The sequence below is a fragment of the Streptomyces sp. NPDC048606 genome (assembly GCF_040650855.1).
GTDB lineage: Bacteria > Actinomycetota > Actinomycetes > Streptomycetales > Streptomycetaceae > Streptomyces.
Map to the genome: position 1 here is coordinate 1 of NZ_JBEZIB010000030.1, position 15,918 is coordinate 15,918.

The 15,918-nt window shown below is 72.8% G+C and carries 14 protein-coding genes and 1 pseudogene; 10 read left to right on the forward strand and 5 right to left on the reverse strand.

Features of this window, described 5'->3' with window-relative positions; all coding sequences use genetic code 11:
• From AB0D01_RS28085 to AB0D01_RS28105, 5 genes and pseudogenes are all read right to left on the reverse strand, one after another.
• A pseudogene (locus tag AB0D01_RS28085) lies at nucleotides 1–152 on the reverse strand (2-oxoacid:ferredoxin oxidoreductase subunit beta); the annotation flags it as partial.
• Nucleotides 145–2,091: a 2-oxoacid:acceptor oxidoreductase subunit alpha gene (locus tag AB0D01_RS28090; RefSeq protein WP_363060032.1), complete on the reverse strand. Its 1,947-nt coding sequence runs from the start codon at nucleotides 2,089–2,091 to the stop codon at nucleotides 145–147. The pseudogene AB0D01_RS28085 and the gene AB0D01_RS28090, both read right to left, overlap by 8 nt.
• A gap of 226 nt (nucleotides 2,092–2,317) precedes the next feature.
• A complete protein-coding gene (locus AB0D01_RS28095; protein WP_363060217.1) occupies nucleotides 2,318–2,977 on the reverse strand; it encodes a response regulator transcription factor in 660 nt (219 codons plus the stop codon).
• A gap of 202 nt (nucleotides 2,978–3,179) precedes the next feature.
• Nucleotides 3,180–4,469, reverse strand: a complete 1,290-nt coding sequence (locus AB0D01_RS28100) for a sensor domain-containing protein (protein WP_363060034.1) — start codon at nucleotides 4,467–4,469, stop codon at nucleotides 3,180–3,182.
• A 154-nt stretch (nucleotides 4,470–4,623) separates the two neighbouring features.
• Entirely contained in the window at nucleotides 4,624–5,784 is a 1,161-nt protein-coding gene (locus AB0D01_RS28105) for a sensor domain-containing protein (RefSeq protein ID WP_363060036.1), read from the reverse strand.
• A 170-nt stretch (nucleotides 5,785–5,954) separates the two neighbouring features.
• Between AB0D01_RS28105 and AB0D01_RS28110 the strand changes: the two genes are divergently transcribed.
• Genes AB0D01_RS28110 through AB0D01_RS28155 form a run of 10 tightly spaced genes read left to right on the forward strand, consistent with a single transcriptional unit; the run spans nucleotide 5,955 to nucleotide 15,818 of the window.
• Entirely contained in the window at nucleotides 5,955–6,362 is a 408-nt protein-coding gene (locus tag AB0D01_RS28110) for an NADH-quinone oxidoreductase subunit A (RefSeq protein ID WP_363060038.1), read from the forward strand.
• Nucleotides 6,353–6,982, forward strand: a complete 630-nt coding sequence (locus AB0D01_RS28115; protein ID WP_363060040.1) for an NADH-quinone oxidoreductase subunit B family protein — start codon at nucleotides 6,353–6,355, stop codon at nucleotides 6,980–6,982. Before AB0D01_RS28110 ends, AB0D01_RS28115 begins: the two co-directional genes overlap by 10 nt.
• Nucleotides 6,979–8,133 carry an NADH-quinone oxidoreductase subunit C gene (locus tag AB0D01_RS28120; protein ID WP_363060042.1) on the forward strand — a complete coding sequence of 385 codons (1,155 nt, stop codon included), beginning with the start codon at nucleotides 6,979–6,981 and terminating at the stop codon, nucleotides 8,131–8,133. The genes AB0D01_RS28115 and AB0D01_RS28120 overlap by 4 nt, the downstream gene beginning before the upstream one ends.
• On the forward strand, nucleotides 8,130–9,098 hold the full coding sequence (locus AB0D01_RS28125) for a complex I subunit 1 family protein (RefSeq protein ID WP_363060044.1): 969 nt from the start codon (nucleotides 8,130–8,132) through the stop codon (nucleotides 9,096–9,098). Before AB0D01_RS28120 ends, AB0D01_RS28125 begins: the two co-directional genes overlap by 4 nt.
• Nucleotides 9,098–9,697: an NADH-quinone oxidoreductase subunit I gene (locus AB0D01_RS28130; RefSeq protein ID WP_363060046.1), complete on the forward strand. Its 600-nt coding sequence runs from the start codon at nucleotides 9,098–9,100 to the stop codon at nucleotides 9,695–9,697. Before AB0D01_RS28125 ends, AB0D01_RS28130 begins: the two co-directional genes overlap by 1 nt.
• Nucleotides 9,697–10,311 (forward strand): NADH-quinone oxidoreductase subunit J, encoded by a 615-nt coding sequence (locus AB0D01_RS28135; protein WP_363060048.1) that lies wholly within the window; start codon nucleotides 9,697–9,699, stop codon nucleotides 10,309–10,311. The genes AB0D01_RS28130 and AB0D01_RS28135 overlap by 1 nt, the downstream gene beginning before the upstream one ends.
• Nucleotides 10,311–10,661, forward strand: a complete 351-nt coding sequence (gene nuoK / locus AB0D01_RS28140) for an NADH-quinone oxidoreductase subunit NuoK (RefSeq protein WP_363060050.1) — start codon at nucleotides 10,311–10,313, stop codon at nucleotides 10,659–10,661. Before AB0D01_RS28135 ends, nuoK begins: the two co-directional genes overlap by 1 nt.
• Nucleotides 10,658–12,673 (forward strand): NADH-quinone oxidoreductase subunit L, encoded by a 2,016-nt coding sequence (locus AB0D01_RS28145; RefSeq protein WP_363060052.1) that lies wholly within the window; start codon nucleotides 10,658–10,660, stop codon nucleotides 12,671–12,673. The genes nuoK and AB0D01_RS28145 overlap by 4 nt, the downstream gene beginning before the upstream one ends.
• A 38-nt stretch (nucleotides 12,674–12,711) precedes the next feature.
• The gene (locus tag AB0D01_RS28150) at nucleotides 12,712–14,265 is read left to right on the forward strand and encodes an NADH-quinone oxidoreductase subunit M (RefSeq protein WP_363060219.1); all 1,554 of its coding nucleotides are present in this window, start codon (nucleotides 12,712–12,714) and stop codon (nucleotides 14,263–14,265) included.
• Nucleotides 14,262–15,818, forward strand: coding sequence for an NADH-quinone oxidoreductase subunit N (locus AB0D01_RS28155; RefSeq protein ID WP_363060054.1), 1,557 nt, complete (start codon nucleotides 14,262–14,264; stop codon nucleotides 15,816–15,818). The genes AB0D01_RS28150 and AB0D01_RS28155 overlap by 4 nt, the downstream gene beginning before the upstream one ends.
• Nucleotides 15,819–15,918: the final 100 nt, after the last annotated feature.

A 15,918-nucleotide genomic window follows, 5' to 3' on the forward strand; every position in this document is an offset into this window, starting at 1 on the left:
ATGAAGCCCTGGACGGCGGCCAGGACGGCGTAGTCACCGCAGCCCGGGCACCAGCGGACCTCCTGATCCGACTTGAAGTCCTTCATGGACTGCTTCGCCTCGGCCTTGGGGACCAGGGAGAGCAGGGTGGGAGCGTCCGTCACCTCAGTCATTGATGGCCTCCTTGAGAACCGTCGCGAGCTGCTCCGCCTTGAAGGGCATGCCGTTCACCTGGTTGTACGACCGCGCGTCCACCAGGTACTTCGCCCGGATCAAGGTGGCGAGCTGTCCGAGGTTCATCTCGGGCACCACTACCTTGTCGTAACGCTCCAGGACCTCCCCCAGATTCCTCGGGAAGGGGTTGAGGTGGCGCAGGTGGGCCTGGGCGATGGCCTCCCCCGCCGCGCGCAGCCGGCGGACCGCCGCCGTGATCGGGCCGTACGTCGATCCCCACCCCAGGACGAGGGTGCGGGCGCCGTCGGGGTCGTCGACCTGGAGGTCGGGGACCTCGATGCCGTCGATCTTGGCCTGGCGGGTGCGGACCATGAAGTCGTGGTTGGCGGGGTCGTAGGAGATGTTTCCGGTGCCGTCCTGCTTCTCGATGCCGCCGATGCGGTGTTCGAGGCCGGGGGTGCCGGGCACCGCCCACGGACGGGCCAGGGTCTGCGCGTCGCGCTTGTAGGGCCAGAACACCTCGGTGCCGTCGGCCAGCGTGTGGTTGGGACCCGACGCGAACTGCACCTTGAGGTCCGGCAGGTCCTCCACGTCCGGGATGCGCCAGGGCTCGGAACCGTTGGCGAGGTAGCCGTCGGAGAGCAGGAAGACCGGGGTCCGGTAGGTCAGGGCGATCCGGGCCGCGTCCAGGGCGGCGTCGAAGCAGTCCGCGGCGGTGCGGGGGGCCACGATCGGGACGGGGGCTTCTCCGTTGCGGCCGTACATGGCCTGGAGGAGGTCGGCCTGCTCGGTCTTGGTCGGCAGGCCGGTGGAGGGGCCGCCGCGCTGGATGTCGACGATCAGCAGCGGCAGCTCCAGGGAGACGGCCAGGCCGATGGTCTCGGACTTCAGGGCCACACCGGGCCCCGAGGTGGTGGTGACCGCGAGGGCGCCGCCGAAGGCCGCTCCCAGGGCCGCGCCGATCCCGGCGATCTCGTCCTCGGCCTGGAAGGTCCGTACGCCGAAGTTCTTGTGCCGGCTCAGCTCGTGCAGGATGTCCGAGGCCGGGGTGATCGGGTACGAGCCCAGGTAGAGCGGGAGGTCCGCCTGCTGGGCGGCGGCGATCAGACCGTAGGACAGGGCCAGGTTCCCGGAGATGTTGCGGTAGGTGCCGGTGGGGAAGGCCCGGGTGGCCGGGGCGACCTCGTAGGAGACGGCGAAGTCCTCGGTGGTCTCGCCGAAGTTCCAGCCGGCGCGGAAGGCGACGATGTTCGCCTCGGCGATCTCGGGCTTCTTCGCGAACTTCTGCCGCAGGAAGCTCTCCGTACCCTCCGTCGGACGGTGGTACATCCACGACAGCAGGCCCAGCGCGAACATGTTCTTGCTGCGCTCGGCCTCCTTGCGGGAGAGCCCGAAGTCCTTCAGCGCCTCCACCGTGAGGGTGGTCAGCGGGACCGGGTGCAGGTTGTAGGCGTCCAGCGACCCGTCTTCCAGGGGCGAGGTGGCGTAGCCGACCTTGGCCATGGGGCGCTTGGTGAACTCGTCGGTGTTGACGATGATCTCCGCGCCGCGCGGGACGTCGGCGATGTTGGCCTTCAGGGCGGCCGGGTTCATCGCCACCAGCACGTTCGGCGCGTCGCCGGGGGTGAGGATGTCGTGGTCGGCGAAGTGCAGCTGGAACGAGGACACGCCCGGCAGGGTTCCGGCGGGGGCGCGGATCTCGGCGGGGAAGTTCGGGAGCGTCGAGAGGTCGTTGCCGAAGGACGCCGTCTCCGAGGTGAAACGGTCACCCGTCAGCTGCATGCCGTCACCCGAGTCACCCGCGAAACGGATGATCACACGGTCGACGCGGCGGATTTCCTTGTCGGCTCCACCCGGCTGGGGCGCGGTGCGCTGCTCACCGATGGACCCTCCGGCCCCATCGGCCTGCTCGGCCGGAGTACTGACCTGGCTGGTCACTGAACTGGACCTCCTTCGAGGCGTGGGCGCTCGTTCCCAAGGCCAACCCTACGTCCGCGAGGATGTTCGTCCCTGGGCCGCCCGCATTCTGGACCGCCCGTCCAAGGGGCGGTCTGTCCGACAGACGTCGTGCTCTACACGGAAACTTCCAAACCCCCCGGTGGTCACCCCGAAGGTGACCACCGCGCCTTGCCCGACGGGCCCTACCTGACAGAGTGTCAGTCGATCAGGACTTCAGATAGGTGAGGACCGCCAGTACACGCCGGTGATCCCCGTCACTCGGGGACAGCCCCAGCTTCATGAAGATGTTGCTGACGTGCTTCTCCACCGCCCCGTCGCTCACCACGAGCTGCTTGGCGACCGCCGAGTTCGTGCGCCCCTCGGCCATCAGGCCCAGCACCTCGCGCTCGCGCGGCGTCAGACCGGCCAGCACGTCCTGCTTCCGGCTGCGCCCGAGCAGCTGGGCCACGACCTCCGGGTCCAGCGCCGTACCGCCCCGCGCCACGCGCACCACGGCGTCCAGGAACTCCCGGACCTCGGCCACGCGGTCCTTCAGCAGATACCCCACCCCGGTGGTGGATCCGGCCAGCAGTTCGGTGGCGTACTGCTCCTCCACGTACTGCGACAGCACGAGCACGCCTATGCCGGGGTGATCGCGCCGCAGCCGGACGGCCGCCCGTACGCCCTCGTCCGTGTGCGTCGGGGGCATCCGTACGTCGGCCACCACCACGTCGGGCAGCAGGTCCTCCGCCGCCAGGTCCGCCACCGTCTTGATCAGGGCTTCCGCGTCCCCGACGCCCGCCACGACGTCATGCCCCCGGTCGGTCAGCAGCCGGGTCAGGCCCTCACGGAGCAACACCGAGTCCTCGGCGATGACCACCCGCACCCTGTCTTCCACGTTCAGCAGCTCCCCGTCCACTCGTCGTGCGCGACCCGCTCGGCGGCGGGTCGTGCCTGGCAGAGCCAAGCATCCCAGCTCGACGCGCGGTGGAGGCGCAGTCCCGGCCAACACGTGGGTGGTCGGAGCGAGTTTCGGATGTCCGAGGAGCGTCGGGGCGCTTTTCGGGGCGCGGCGGCCCCGCCGGAGGTCAGTCGCGCCAGGGCAGCTCGGCCGTCACCGTCGTGCCCGCGCCGGCGGGGGAGTCCACCAGCAGGACGCCGTCGACCGCGTCCAGCCGCTCCGTCAGCCCCGCCAGACCGCTGCCGCCGGCCGGATCGGCCCCGCCCCGGCCGTCGTCGGCGACCTGGATCAGCAGCCGCCCGCCGGAGCGCCACACGTCCACGCTCGCGGTCCGGGCCCGGGCGTGCTTGCTGACGTTCTGGAGCAGCTCCGAGACGGTGAAGTAGGCGATCCCCTCGATAGCGGCCGCCGGCCGGGCCGGCAGGTCCACCGACACCTTCACCGGAACGACGCACCGCGAGGCCACCGAGGACAGTGCCGCGTCCAGCCCCCGGTCGGTGAGGACCGCCGGGTGGATGCCGCGCGCCAGGTCCCGCAGCTCCCGCAGGGCGAGCTTCACCTCGCCGTGCGCCTCGTCCACCATCCGGGAGGCGGCCCGCGGGTCCTCCGTCATCTTCTCCTTCGCCAGCCCCAGGTCCATGGCCAGCGCCACCAGTCGGGCCTGGGCCCCGTCGTGCAGGTCCCGCTCGATGCGCCGCAGGTCGGCGGCGGCCGTGTCCACGACCACGCCCCGGTCGGACTCCAGCTCCCGCACCCGGCTGTCCAGCCGCGACGGCCCCAGCAGCGAGGTCACCAGCAGCCGGTCCACCGAGGTCAGCGCACGGATCACCCACGGGGTGGCGAGGGTGAGGGCGGCGCCCATCAGACAGGTCCCGGCGATGCTCAGCGGGGCGTCCAGGTAGAAGGAGTAGTCGCCGTTCTGGAACAGCTGGAGGCCCGGCTGGTTCGTGAAGGCCGGGAAGACCCAGAAGTACAGCGGGTACAGCAGGCTCGCCCACCCGGTGGCCCACAGCGTCAGGGCCAGCGAGAAGGTGAACACCGCCCACGGGAAGTGGACCACCGAGTACAGCACGTGCCGCCAGGCGCTCCCGCTCCGCAGCATCGCTCCCATCGTGGCCATCGCCCCCGACTTCCCGGCCCCGACCGGCGCCGGGGTCGCCACCGCGACCCCCAGCAGGCTCCGCGTCCGGGCCCGCTCCACGTGCCCGAAGCCCCGGCACATCGCCAGTACGCCGAACAGCACCGGCACCCCGACGAAGGTGATCAGCAGCCCGGCGCCCACGCTCACCCCGGTCACGGCGAGGCAGAAGTAGACCCCGCTCAGCGGCAGGCCGATCAGCAGGTAGCCGAACTCCCGCCAGGTCCGCGCCGCCACGGGTGCCCGCAGCACCGACGTGATCCCCTTGCCCTCACCCATGATCCCGACCCGCCCTCTTCGCGTCCGTCCCTACGCCACCAACCCTGCCGCCCGGCCCTACGCCGCCACCATGCGGCGGGTCGGTCTGCGCGCCCGGGGGTTAACCCCACCCCGCCCCGCCCGCGCCCGGCCCCGCGCCCGGTGCCTGCCCCGCCTACGCGCGGTCGCGCCACGGCAGCTCTGCCGACACGACCGTGCCCTCCCCCTCCGGGGAGTCCACCGTGAGCACCCCGTCCACCGCCCGCAGCCGCTCCGCCAGCCCCGCCAGTCCCGTACCGCCGGACAGCAGGGCCCCGCCCCGGCCGTCGTCGCCGACCCGCAGCAGGATCCGCCGCCCCGAGCGCCACACCTCGACCGTCGCGCCGCGCGCCCCCGCGTGCTTGCTGACGTTCTGGAGCAGCTCCGACACCACGAAGTAGGCGATCCCCTCGATGGCCTCCGCCGGCCGGGCCGGCAGGTCCACCGACACCTTCACCGGCACCAGGCACCGCGAGGCCACCGAGGACAGCGCCGCGTCCAGCCCCCGGTCGGTGAGGACCGCCGGGTGGATGCCGCGCGCGAGGTCCCGCAGCTCCCGCAGGGCGAGCTTCACCTCGCTGTGGGCCTCGTCCACCATGGCCGCAGCCCCCTCCGGGTCCTCCAGCAGCTTCTCCTTCGCCAGGCCCAGCCCCATCGCGAGCGCCACCAGCCGGGCCTGGGCCCCGTCGTGCAGGTCCCGCTCGATGCGCCGCAGGTCGGCGGCTGCCGTGTCCACGACCACCCCGCGCCCCGACTCCAGCTCGGCGATCCGCCGCTCCAGCTCGTCCGAGGGGAACAGCAGGCCCCGCACCATCGCCCGGTCGAGGTTCGCGAGCCCGCGCACCACGTAGGGCAGTACGGGCCACAGCACGAACAGGCTCGTCAACGTGACGGTGAAGGTCAGCACCCCCCAGGGCAGCCGGACCACGCCGTACAGCACCGTCCGCCAGGCCACCGGGTCCTTCAGGCACGTCCACAGCCAGGGGAAGAACCCCCCGGCCCGGCCCGGTCCGGGCAGCGGCGAGGGCTCCGCCACCCGCAGTCCCAGCAGCGCCCGCGCGCGGGCGCGGGCCAGCCGGCCGAACTGCCGCGAACCCCACAGGCCACAGGCGAGCAGGGGCAGCCCGACCGCGGTCACGGACAGGCCTCCGGCGGTCGCCAGCATGAAAATGGTGTAAACAAAACCGATCAGCGCCTCCGGCAGATTGCCGAAGAGGTACGCGATCTCCTTCCACGTGGCCCGGTCGAGCACGGGTCGCACGGGAGGAGGGGCATCGGCTTGATCGTTCACGGTCATGCGGCCCAGCCTGCCAATTCCGCTCCGGCGATGCCATGGGGTGGCCAGGCGCCAGTGAACGGGGGATAACCCCACCCCGTGCGGACCAGGCCCTAGACTCCCGTCCGTACCGGATCAACCAACACGATCGACCCCGATCGTCGACAGTGGCCGAGGAGCGAGGAACGGACGTGTCCGACCCAACGGTATCGACCGTGACCGTGATCGCCGCGGACTACTTCCGGAGCTATTCGGTCGTCGGCCTGCTCGCGGTCCTCGGCGTGCTCTTCGTCGCCGTGGCCTTCGGCGCCGGCCGCCTGCTGCGGCCCGTCGTGCCGACCCCCGAGAAGCTGCTGACGTACGAATGCGGCGTGGACCCCGTGGGCGAGGGCTGGGCGCACACCCAGGTCCGCTACTACGTGTACGCCTTCCTCTACGTCATCTTCGCCGTCGACTCGATCTTCCTCTTCCCGTGGGCGACGGTGTTCGCCGCCGCCGGTTACGGCGCCACGACCCTCGTGGAGATGTTCGTCTTCCTCGGGTTCCTGGCCGTCGGCCTGCTCTACGCGTACAAGAAGGGCGTCCTCGAATGGACGTGACACCCCCGTCCGCGGCGACGGCACAGCCCGCCGCGGCAGCCGCGCAGCCCGTGCTCCTCCCCGAACCCAAGCGCCTGGGAGTGCTCTCGCGGCTCGCCCCCGAGCCGATGAAGGTGGTCCTGAACTGGGGCCGCCGCTACAGCCTGTGGGTCTTCAACTTCGGGCTCGCCTGCTGCGCGATCGAGTTCATCGCCGCCTCCATGGCCCGGCACGACTTCATCCGCCTCGGCGTGATCCCCTTCGCACCGGGACCGCGCCAGGCCGACCTGATGATCGTCTCGGGCACGGTGACGGACAAGATGGCCCCGGCCGTCAAGCGGCTCTACGAGCAGATGCCCGAGCCGAAGTACGTCATCTCCTTCGGCGCCTGCTCCAACTGCGGCGGCCCCTACTGGGACTCGTACTCGGTCACCAAGGGCGTCGACCAGATCATCCCCGTGGACGTCTACGTGCCCGGCTGCCCGCCGCGCCCCGAGGCCCTCCTCCAGGGAATCCTCAAACTGCAGGAGAAGATCGCTCGAGAGTCCCTCGCGGAGCGGTACGCGGCCACGCCTTCCGTTTCCCAGCTCACCAGCGGTCTGGTCGCACCCCCGGCCGCCCTCCCGGGAGCCGGCGCGTGAACCTCTACGACACCCTCCCCGACGGGGCGCCGACGGTCTTCGGAGCCGAAGCCGTCGGCAGCTTCGCGTACGACGTCCTGACGGTCGACGTCCCCGTCGGATCCTGGATCCCCGCGCTGGAGATCGCCCGCGACAAGCTGGGCTGCACCTACTTCGACTGGCTCAGCGCCGTCGACGAGCCCGGCACCGGATTCCGGATCTGCGCGCACGTCGTCGCCCTGGAGAACCGGCGTGTACGCCGCCTCCTGCTGCGCACCACCGTCCCGCACGGCGCCCCCTCCCTGCCGTCCGCCGTCTCCGTGTACGCGGGGGCCGAGTGGCACGAGCGGGAGACCTTCGAGATGTTCGGCGTGACCTTCACCGACCACCCGAACCTCGTCCCCCTGCTGCTCCCCGCGAACTTCGAGGGGCACCCGCTGCGCAAGGACTTCGTCCTCGCCGCCCGTGTCGCCAAGGCCTGGCCCGGCGCCAAGGAGCCGGGCGAGGCGCACGACCCCGACGCCCCCAAGCGCCGGCAGATGCTGCCGCCGGGCGTACCGGACCCGAACGACTGGGGCCCCCTCAAGGGCCAGCTCCCGCCGGCCCCCGCCCGCCCGGCCCGCACCCCGCGGGCCGCCGCGGGAGCCGCGGCCGGTGAACGTCCGGCCCGACGCCCCCGCCCCGACGCGGCGGCGGGCGGTGCCCCCGGCGAGGCCCCCGCGCGTCCGGTGCGGCGCAGCCGGTCGGTGTCGGAGGGTTCGGCCAGTCAGGCCGCCGCGGCTCCGGCCGAGGGCGCGGCCCCCGCCGGCGAGGCCCCGGCGCGTCCGGTGCGGCGCAGCCGGTCGGTGTCGGAGGGTTCGGCCAGTCAGGCCGCGACCCCCGCGACCCCGACGCAGCCGACGGCCCCGACCGCTCCGGCGGACCCGGCCGGCGGGCCCGAGGCGCCCGCGCCCCGACGGACCGCGCCGCGCAGCGCCGACGCGCCCTGGCACAACCCGACCCCCGCCTTCGAGGAGGCCCCGGCCGCGCCCCCGGACCCGACGCCCGGGCCCGACGCCGCCTCCGCCCCCGGAAGCGAGCCGAAGCCGAAGCCCGAGCCGAAGCCCGCCCCGGCGCCCGACACCGAGACCGACCCGAAGACCGAACCCGACACCACCGGAGGCGACGCGTGAACGACGTCCTCGACGTCGCCCTGCGACTGATCGTCGTCTTCGCCGTCTTCCTCGTGTTCCCGCTCGTCGTCGGGCAGGCCGAGCACAAGGTGATGGCGCACATGCAGGGCCGCCTCGGCCCCATGTACGCGGGCGGCTTCCACGGCTGGGCCCAGCTCGTCGCCGACGGCGTGAAGTTCGCGCAGAAGGAGGACATCGTCCCGGCCGAGGCCGACCGGCGGATCTTCCAGCTCGCCCCCGCCGTCGCGCTCCTGCCCTACCTCCTCGTCCTCCTCGCCATCCCCATCGGCCCGGGCGAGGGAGCCGTCGGCCAGGTCATCGACGCCGGTCTGTTCTTCGCGCTCGCCGTCATGGGCGTCGGCGTCCTCGGCAGCCTCATGGGCGGCTGGGCCTCCGCGAACAAGTTCTCCCTGCTCGGCGGCCTGCGCACGGCCGCCCAGCTGCTCGCCTACGAGCTGCCGATGCTGCTCACCGCGGCCTCCGTGGCGATGGCCGCCGGGACCGTGTCCCTGCCCGGCATCGTCGAGGCGTTCGAGTGGTGGTGGCTGCCCTGGCAGATCGTCGGCGCGCTGGTCTTCTTCACCGCCGGCCTCGCCGAGCTCCAGCGGCCCCCGTTCGACATGCCCGTCGCCGACTCCGAGATCATCTTCGGCGCGTACACCGAGTACACCGGCCTGCGCTTCGCGCTGTTCCTGCTCGCCGAGTACGCCGGCATCGTCGTCCTGTGCGCCCTGACCACCGTCCTGTTCCTCGGCGGCTGGCACGGTCCCTTCGGCGGTGACGACCTCGCCTGGGTCTGGACCCTCCTGAAGATCGCGGTCCTGGCCTTCGTGGTCATCTGGCTGCGCGTGAGCTACCCCCGCCTGCGCGAGGACCAGCTCCAGAAGCTCGCCTGGACCGTACTCATCCCCCTCGCGCTCGCCCAGATCGCGCTGACCGGCATCGTGAAGGTGGCGATCCAGTAATGCCCCCGATCCCTGGTTCCGGCCTGGCCAAGGGCCTGGCCGTCACCCTGCGCACCATGACCCGGCGGGCCCACACCGCCCAGTACCCCGAGGTGCAGCCCGAGCTCCCGCCCCGCACCCGCGGGGTCATCGGCCTGTTCGAGGAGAACTGCACGGTCTGCATGCTGTGCGCCCGCGAGTGCCCCGACTGGTGCATCTACATCGACTCCCACAAGGAGACGGTGCCCGCCGCCACCCCCGGCGGTCGCGAACGCAGCCGCAACGTGCTGGACCGCTTCGCCATCGACTTCTCCCTCTGCATGTACTGCGGCATCTGCATCGAGGTGTGCCCCTTCGACGCCCTCTTCTGGTCGCCGGAGTTCGAGTACGCGGAGACCGACATCCACGAGCTGACCCACGAGCGCGACAAGCTGCGCGAGTGGATGTGGACCGTGCCGGCCCCGCCCGCCCTGGACCCGGCCGCCGAGGAACCCAAGGAGATCGCCGCCGCCCGCAAGGCCGTGGAGAAGGCCGAGACGGCCGCCGCGGCAGCGGCCGCTGCCGCCGCCGACACCGGGGCGAGTGCCGCCGGCGACACCCCGGCGGGAGACGACGCCTGATGCACCCCGTCCACCACCTCGCCGCGACGGCGGGCACCGGTCCCGGATTCCTCTCCCCGACCGGCGTCGAGATCGCCTTCCTCCTCGTCGGCCTCGCCACCCTCGGCGCCGCCGTCATCACCGTCACCACCCGGCAGCTCGTGCACGCCGCCCTGTGGCTGGTCGTCGCGCTCGGCGGGATCGCCGTCGAGTACCTGCTGCTGACCGCCGAGTTCATCGCCTGGGTCCAGGTGCTGATCTACCTGGGCTCCGTGGTCGTCCTGCTCCTGTTCGGACTGATGCTCACCAAGGCCCCCATCGGCCGCTCCCCGGACGCCGACTCCGGCAACCGGTGGGTGGCCCTCGGCGTGGCCGTCGTCGCCGGACTGTCGCTCGTCTGGGTCGTCGTCGACGCCTTCCGCACCACCTGGATCGACCTCGACGGACCCGCCCAGGGCTCCACCAAGGTCACCGGCGAGATGCTCTTCCAGCACTGGGTGCTGCCCTTCGAGGCGCTGTCCGTGCTGCTCCTCGCGGCCCTGATCGGCGCCATCGTGCTCTCCCGCAGGAACACCCCCGCCGAGGACGCCGCCGACGCCGCCGCCCGCTCCGGCGACCTGAAGGGGCCGCGCTGATGCACCTCGCCTACCCCGCCGTCCTGGCGGCCCTGCTCTTCGCCACCGGCCTCTACGGGGTCCTGGCCCGCCGCAACGCCATCCTGGTCCTGATGTCCGTCGAGCTGATGCTCAACGCCGTCAACCTCAACCTGGTGGCCTTCGACGTCTGGCTGCGCGACACCCTGCACGCCGGCCAGGCCCTCACCCTCTTCACCATCGCCATCGCCGCCGCCGAGATCGGCATCGGCCTCGCCATCGTGCTGATGGTGTACCGCAACCGGGGCACCTCGGACGTCGACCGCCTGCGCGACACCGCCGAGGGCCACGAGCCCGACCAGACCACTGCCCGGCCGGAGGTCGCCGCGTGAGCACCACGACCCTCGCGGTCCTCGTCCCCCTGCTGCCCTTCCTCGGGGCCGTGGCCGGCCTGCTCCTCGGCCGCACCGCGCCCGGCTTCGTCCGCCCCCTGGCGGTCCTGCCGGTCCTGGCCGCCGCCGTCCTCGCCGTCCTCGTCGCCGTCCGCCAGGGCGGGGGCGCGGCCATCGACGCCGCGACCGAACTGACCCCGACCGGCTCCGTCCCCATCGAGCTGGCCTTCCACATCGACGGCTTCGCCGTCCTGGTCGCCGCCCTCGTCGGCGTCGTCGCCACCTGCGTCCAGCTGTACTCGACGGCCTACCTCCGCGAGGACCCGCGCTACCCGTCCTACGCCGCGCTGGTCTCCCTGTTCACCTCCGCCATGCTGCTCGTCGTCTACTCCGGCGACCTGATGGTGCTGCTGGTCGGCTGGGAGATCATGGGCATCTGCTCGTACTTCCTGGTCGGCCACTACTGGGAGACCGAAGCGGCCCGCTCCGCCTCCCTGAAGGCCTTCCTCGTCACCAAGCTCGGCGACGTCCCCTTCCTCATCGGACTCTTCGCGCTCGCCGCCGACGCCGGCTCCTTCCGGATCACCGAGATCCTGGACACCGTCGCCGCCGGCGGACTCGACCACCCGACGCTGATCGCGCTCCTGCTGCTGGCCGGCGTCGCGGGCAAGTCCGCGCAGTTCCCGCTCCACACCTGGCTGCCCGACGCCATGGCCGGCCCCACCCCCGTCTCCGCGCTCATCCACGCGGCGACGATGGTCGCCGCCGGCGTCTACTTCATCGCCCGCCTCCTGCCGGTCTTCGCGGCCTCGCGCGCCGCCCTCGTCGTCATGGCCGTCATGGCCGCCGTCACGATGATCGGCTCCGGTCTCGCCGCCCTCGCGCAGGACGACGTCAAGCGGGTGCTCGCCTACTCCACCGTCGGCCAGCTCGGCTACATGACCGGCGCGCTCGCCGTCGCCGACCGCGGCGCCGCCGTCTTCCACCTGCTGTCCCACGGCGCGTTCAAGGCCCTCCTCTTCCTCGGCGCCGGCGTGATCATCCACGCCGCCGGGACGAACTCCCTCGCCGCCATGTCCCGCATGGACGGCCTGGCCAAGCGCGTCCCCGACGCCTTCTGGACGATGACCCTCGCGCTGCTCGCGCTCGCCGCGATCCCGCCCTTCGCCGGCTTCTTCTCCAAGGAGGCCGTCCTGGTCGCCGCCGAGGAAGCCGCCGCCGGCCACTCCGCCCTCGCCCCGGGCGCCGCAGGCTGGACCGTCCTCGTCTCCGGCGTCCTCGCGGCCCTGCTCACCGCCGCCTACGCCACCCGGCTGTGGCTCATGGCCTTCCGCGGCCGGGGCGCCGCCGCCCCCGACCACGGCCGCGAACCCCTCGCCATGACCGGCGTGCTGTGGCTCCTGGCCGTCCCGACGCTCGGCTTCGGCCTCGCCGCCGGCCCCCTCGCCGACTGGTTCGACGGCGAGCCCCTCACCCCGACCGTCACCACCTCGCTGCTCGGCACCGGCGCCGCCCTCGTCGGCGTGCTCCTCACCTACGGCCTGTGGCAGCGCGCCGCCGTCCGGGCCGCCGCCGGCGCCCGCACCGGGACCGGCATCGAGACCGGCGCCACCGCCTCCGCGGCCGCCGCCCGCTCCGCCGCCGAGACCCCGGAGGTCGCCGAGGTGACGCACGAGCACCCCGCCGCCCCGACCGGCCCCGTCGCCGACCCCGGCTTCGCCCTGCTGGGCCCCCTGCACCGGCACGCCGCCGCCGGCTTCCACGTCGACGCCCTCTACGACCGGCTGTTCGTCCGCCCCACCCGGGCCGCCGCCGCACTGGTCCGCTTCCTCGACCGCGAGGTCGTCGAGACGTACGTCCGCGGCGCGGGCGCCGGCCCCCGGCTGCTCGGCGGCCTCGTCCGCCGGGCCCAGACCGGCAACGTGCAGAGCTACCTGAGCGCCCTGCTCGCCGGCGCCGTGGTCCTGGCGATCGCCACCGCCGTATTCGCCAACGTCAACGCCGGATCGTGAGCCGTGAGTCAGCCGTGATTGATATCAGCCCGTCCGTGATGCAGTTCCTCCTGGCGTTCGTCGTGGCCGCACCCCTCCTCGGGGCCGTCGCCGCCCTCCTGCCGGCCCCGCCCGGCCTCAAGGGCAGGAGCCCCGAACAGGCGGTGCTCCGCCACGGCGTGACCGTCACCGGCGTCATCCTCGCCGCGGCCGTCGCCCTCACCGTCGGCTTCGACCACGACGCCCCGTCCCGCTTCCAGGCGACGACGGACGTCAGCTGGATCCCGGCGCTCGACATCCGCATCCACCTCGGCGTCGACGGCATCTCGCTGCCCCTGCTGCTGATGACCGCGCTGCTGTTCTTCCTCTGCGCGCTCTACAGCTACTTCAGGCTCCCCGAGGGCCCCTCCGCGAAGGCGTTCGTCGCCCTGCTCCTGGTCCTGGAGTCCGGCACCCTCGCCACCTTCGCCGTCCTCGACCTGATGCTGTTCTTCCTCGCGTTCGAGATGGTCCTCATCCCGATGTACTTCCTCATCGCCCGCTGGGGCGGTGCCCAGCGGCAGGCCGCCGCCTGGAGGTTCATCCTCTACACCCTGCTCGGCTCCGTGGTCATGCTGCTCGGCCTGCTGCTCATCGGCCTGAACGGCGGCACCTTCGACATGGTGGCGCTCGCCGCCGACAACGGCCGCGAGCTGTCCCACACCACCCAGCTCCTGGCCGTCCTCGCCATCGGCGTCGGACTCGCCGTGAAGACCCCGATGTGGCCGCTGCACAGCTGGCTGCCGGACGCCCACACCGCCGCCCCCACCGTCGGCTCCGTGCTCCTCGCGGGCGTCATGCTGAAGATGGGCACCTACGGCTTCGTCCGCATCCTGCTGCCCGTCACCCCCGACGGCATGCACACCTTCGCCCCCTACCTCGGGGCCTTCGCCGCCGTCGGCATCGTCTACGGGTCCTTCGCCTGCCTCGCCCTCACCCGCAAGGGCGGCAAGGGCGACCTCAAGCGGCTCATCGCCTACTCCTCCGTCGGCCACATGGGCTTCGTCCTGCTCGGCATCGCCACCATGACCCCCACCGGGGTCAACGGCGCGCTCTTCGCGAACATCGCCCACGGCCTGATCACCGGACTCCTCTTCTTCCTGGTCGGCGCCCTCAAGGACCGCTACGGCAGCAGCGACCTCGACACCCTCGCCGGAGCGACCGGCGCCGCCCTCTACGGCCGCGCCCCCCGCCTCGGCGCCCTCCTCGCCTTCGCCGCCGTCGCCTCCCTCGGCCTGCCCGGCCTCGCCGGGTTCTGGGGCGAGATGCTGGCCCTGTTCGGCGCGTTCGACCCGGCCGAGGGCCTCTCCCGGCCCGCGTTCCTCACGTACATGGCCGTCGGCGCGTTCGGGACCCTGCTCACCGCCGCCTACCTGCTGATCGTCGTACGGCGCGTCTGCATGGGCGACCCGAAGGCGGGCCCCGAGGTCTCCCTCGCCGACGTCCAGCGCTACGAGTTCGCCGCCTGGACCCCCCTCGTCGCCCTCACCGTCCTCGCCGGCCTGTGGCCCGCGGTCCTCCTCGGCCTCACCGACCCGGCCGTCCAGAAGCTCCTCGCAGGAGGCAACTCATGACGGCCCTCACCGTCGCGGCGCCCTCGGCCCCGAACCTCGTGCAGTCCGTCGACTGGCTCGCCATCGCGCCCGTGGTCGTCACCGCCGCCGTCGCCCTGGTCGTGCTCGTCGCGGACCTGTTCCTGCCCGAGCCGCGCAAGCGCCTCCTCGGCTGGGTGTCGGTGGCCGGACTGGCCGCCGCGACCGCCCTGCTGCTGCCGCTGCGCACGGGCGAGCGCACCACGTTCTGCCTCACCGGCGACCCGACCGCGTGCAGCTACACCGCCGACCACTTCGCGCTCGTCGTCCAGTTCCTCGTCCTGGCCGGCGCGCTGGTCACCGCCCTGCTGTCGGTCACCGCCGTCCGCGACGCGCGGATGCCGGCCGGCGAGTACTGGTTCCTGCTGCTGTCCTCGGCCGCCGGCGCGGCCCTGCTGCCCGCCTCCCGCGACCTCGCCACCCTGATCGTCGCCCTGGAGGTCGCCTCCCTGCCCGCGTTCGCCCTCGTCGGCATGCGGCGCGGCGACCGGCTCTCCTCCGAGGCCGCCCTCAAGTTCTTCCTGTCCTCGGTCACCGCGACCGCCGTGTCCCTGCTCGGAGTCAGCTTCGTCTACGCCGCCACCGGCTCCCTGCACCTGACGCAGGTCGCCGACCGGCTCGAAGAGGTCCCCGGACAGCTCGACACCCTCGCCATGGCGGGCGTCGCCCTCACCCTCGTCGGCTTCGCCTTCAAGACCGCCGCCGTGCCCTTCCACTTCTGGGTCCCGGACACCTACGTCGGCGCCCCGCTGCCCGTCGCCGCCTACCTCTCGGTGATCGGCAAGGCCGTCGGCTTCACCGGCCTCGTCCTCGTCACCGTGATCGCCTTCCCGGCGTACTCCGACATCTGGGGCCCCGCCCTGGCCGTCCTCGCCGCGCTCACCATGACCCTCGGCAACGCGGCCGCCCTGCGCCAGTCCGCCGCCCGCCGCGACGGCGCCGTACGCCTCCTCGCCTGGTCCTCCGTCGGCCAGGCCGGCTACCTGCTGGTCCCGATCGCCGCCGCCGCGTACTCCGACCGCGACCAGATCGGCGCGACCGTCGCCTACGCCCTCATGTACGCCGTCGTGAACCTCGGCGCCTTCGCCGTGGCCGCCCTGGTGGCCCGTACGAAGCCCCTCCAGCGCATCGCCGACTACCGCGGCCTGTACGCCGAGCGGCCCCTCGCCGCGCTGTCCCTGGCCTTCTTCCTGCTGTGCCTGGCCGGGCTGCCGCCGGGCATCGTCGGCCTCTTCGCCAAGGTCGCCGTCTTCCGCTCCGCGGTGGACGCCGGCCTCGGCTGGCTCGCCGTGGTCATGGCCGTCAACGTCGTCGTCGCCCTGTACTACTACCTGCGCTGGACGGCGCTCCTCTTCCGCGGCCCGGACCCGGACGCGGACGCGCCGGAGCCCGCCGACCGGGAGGCCCCCGCACCGGCCCGGGCGCCCCGCCCCGTCGTGGTGGCCATCGCCGTCACCGCCGCGACCGCCGTGGTCCTCTCGGGGGCCCCGCAGCTCGTCCTGCGCTTCGCCGCCGGCAGCCTCTTCCCGCAGTAGGGCCGCCCGCACCCCGCCCGTCCGCGAAGGCACCCGTACGAGGACGCGTACGGGTGCCTTCGCGCGTACCCACCCGAACGGCCCAACGGCCACCGCCGCC

What these genes read in the sequence shown, in the direction of transcription:
- AB0D01_RS28155 (WP_363060054.1), top strand. Translation starts at nt 14,262, where the DNA reads ATGACGGCCCTCACCGTCGCGGCGCCCTCGGCCCCGAACCTCGTGCAG.
- AB0D01_RS28105 (WP_363060036.1), bottom strand. Translation starts at nt 5,784, where the DNA reads ATGACCGTGAACGATCAAGCCGATGCCCCTCCTCCCGTGCGACCCGTG.
- AB0D01_RS28150 (WP_363060219.1), top strand. Translation starts at nt 12,712, where the DNA reads ATGCAGTTCCTCCTGGCGTTCGTCGTGGCCGCACCCCTCCTCGGGGCC.
- AB0D01_RS28135 (WP_363060048.1), top strand. Translation starts at nt 9,697, where the DNA reads ATGCACCCCGTCCACCACCTCGCCGCGACGGCGGGCACCGGTCCCGGA.
- AB0D01_RS28115 (WP_363060040.1), top strand. Translation starts at nt 6,353, where the DNA reads ATGGACGTGACACCCCCGTCCGCGGCGACGGCACAGCCCGCCGCGGCA.
- AB0D01_RS28100 (WP_363060034.1), bottom strand. Translation starts at nt 4,469, where the DNA reads ATGGGTGAGGGCAAGGGGATCACGTCGGTGCTGCGGGCACCCGTGGCG.
- AB0D01_RS28130 (WP_363060046.1), top strand. Translation starts at nt 9,098, where the DNA reads ATGCCCCCGATCCCTGGTTCCGGCCTGGCCAAGGGCCTGGCCGTCACC.
- nuoK (WP_363060050.1), top strand. Translation starts at nt 10,311, where the DNA reads ATGCACCTCGCCTACCCCGCCGTCCTGGCGGCCCTGCTCTTCGCCACC.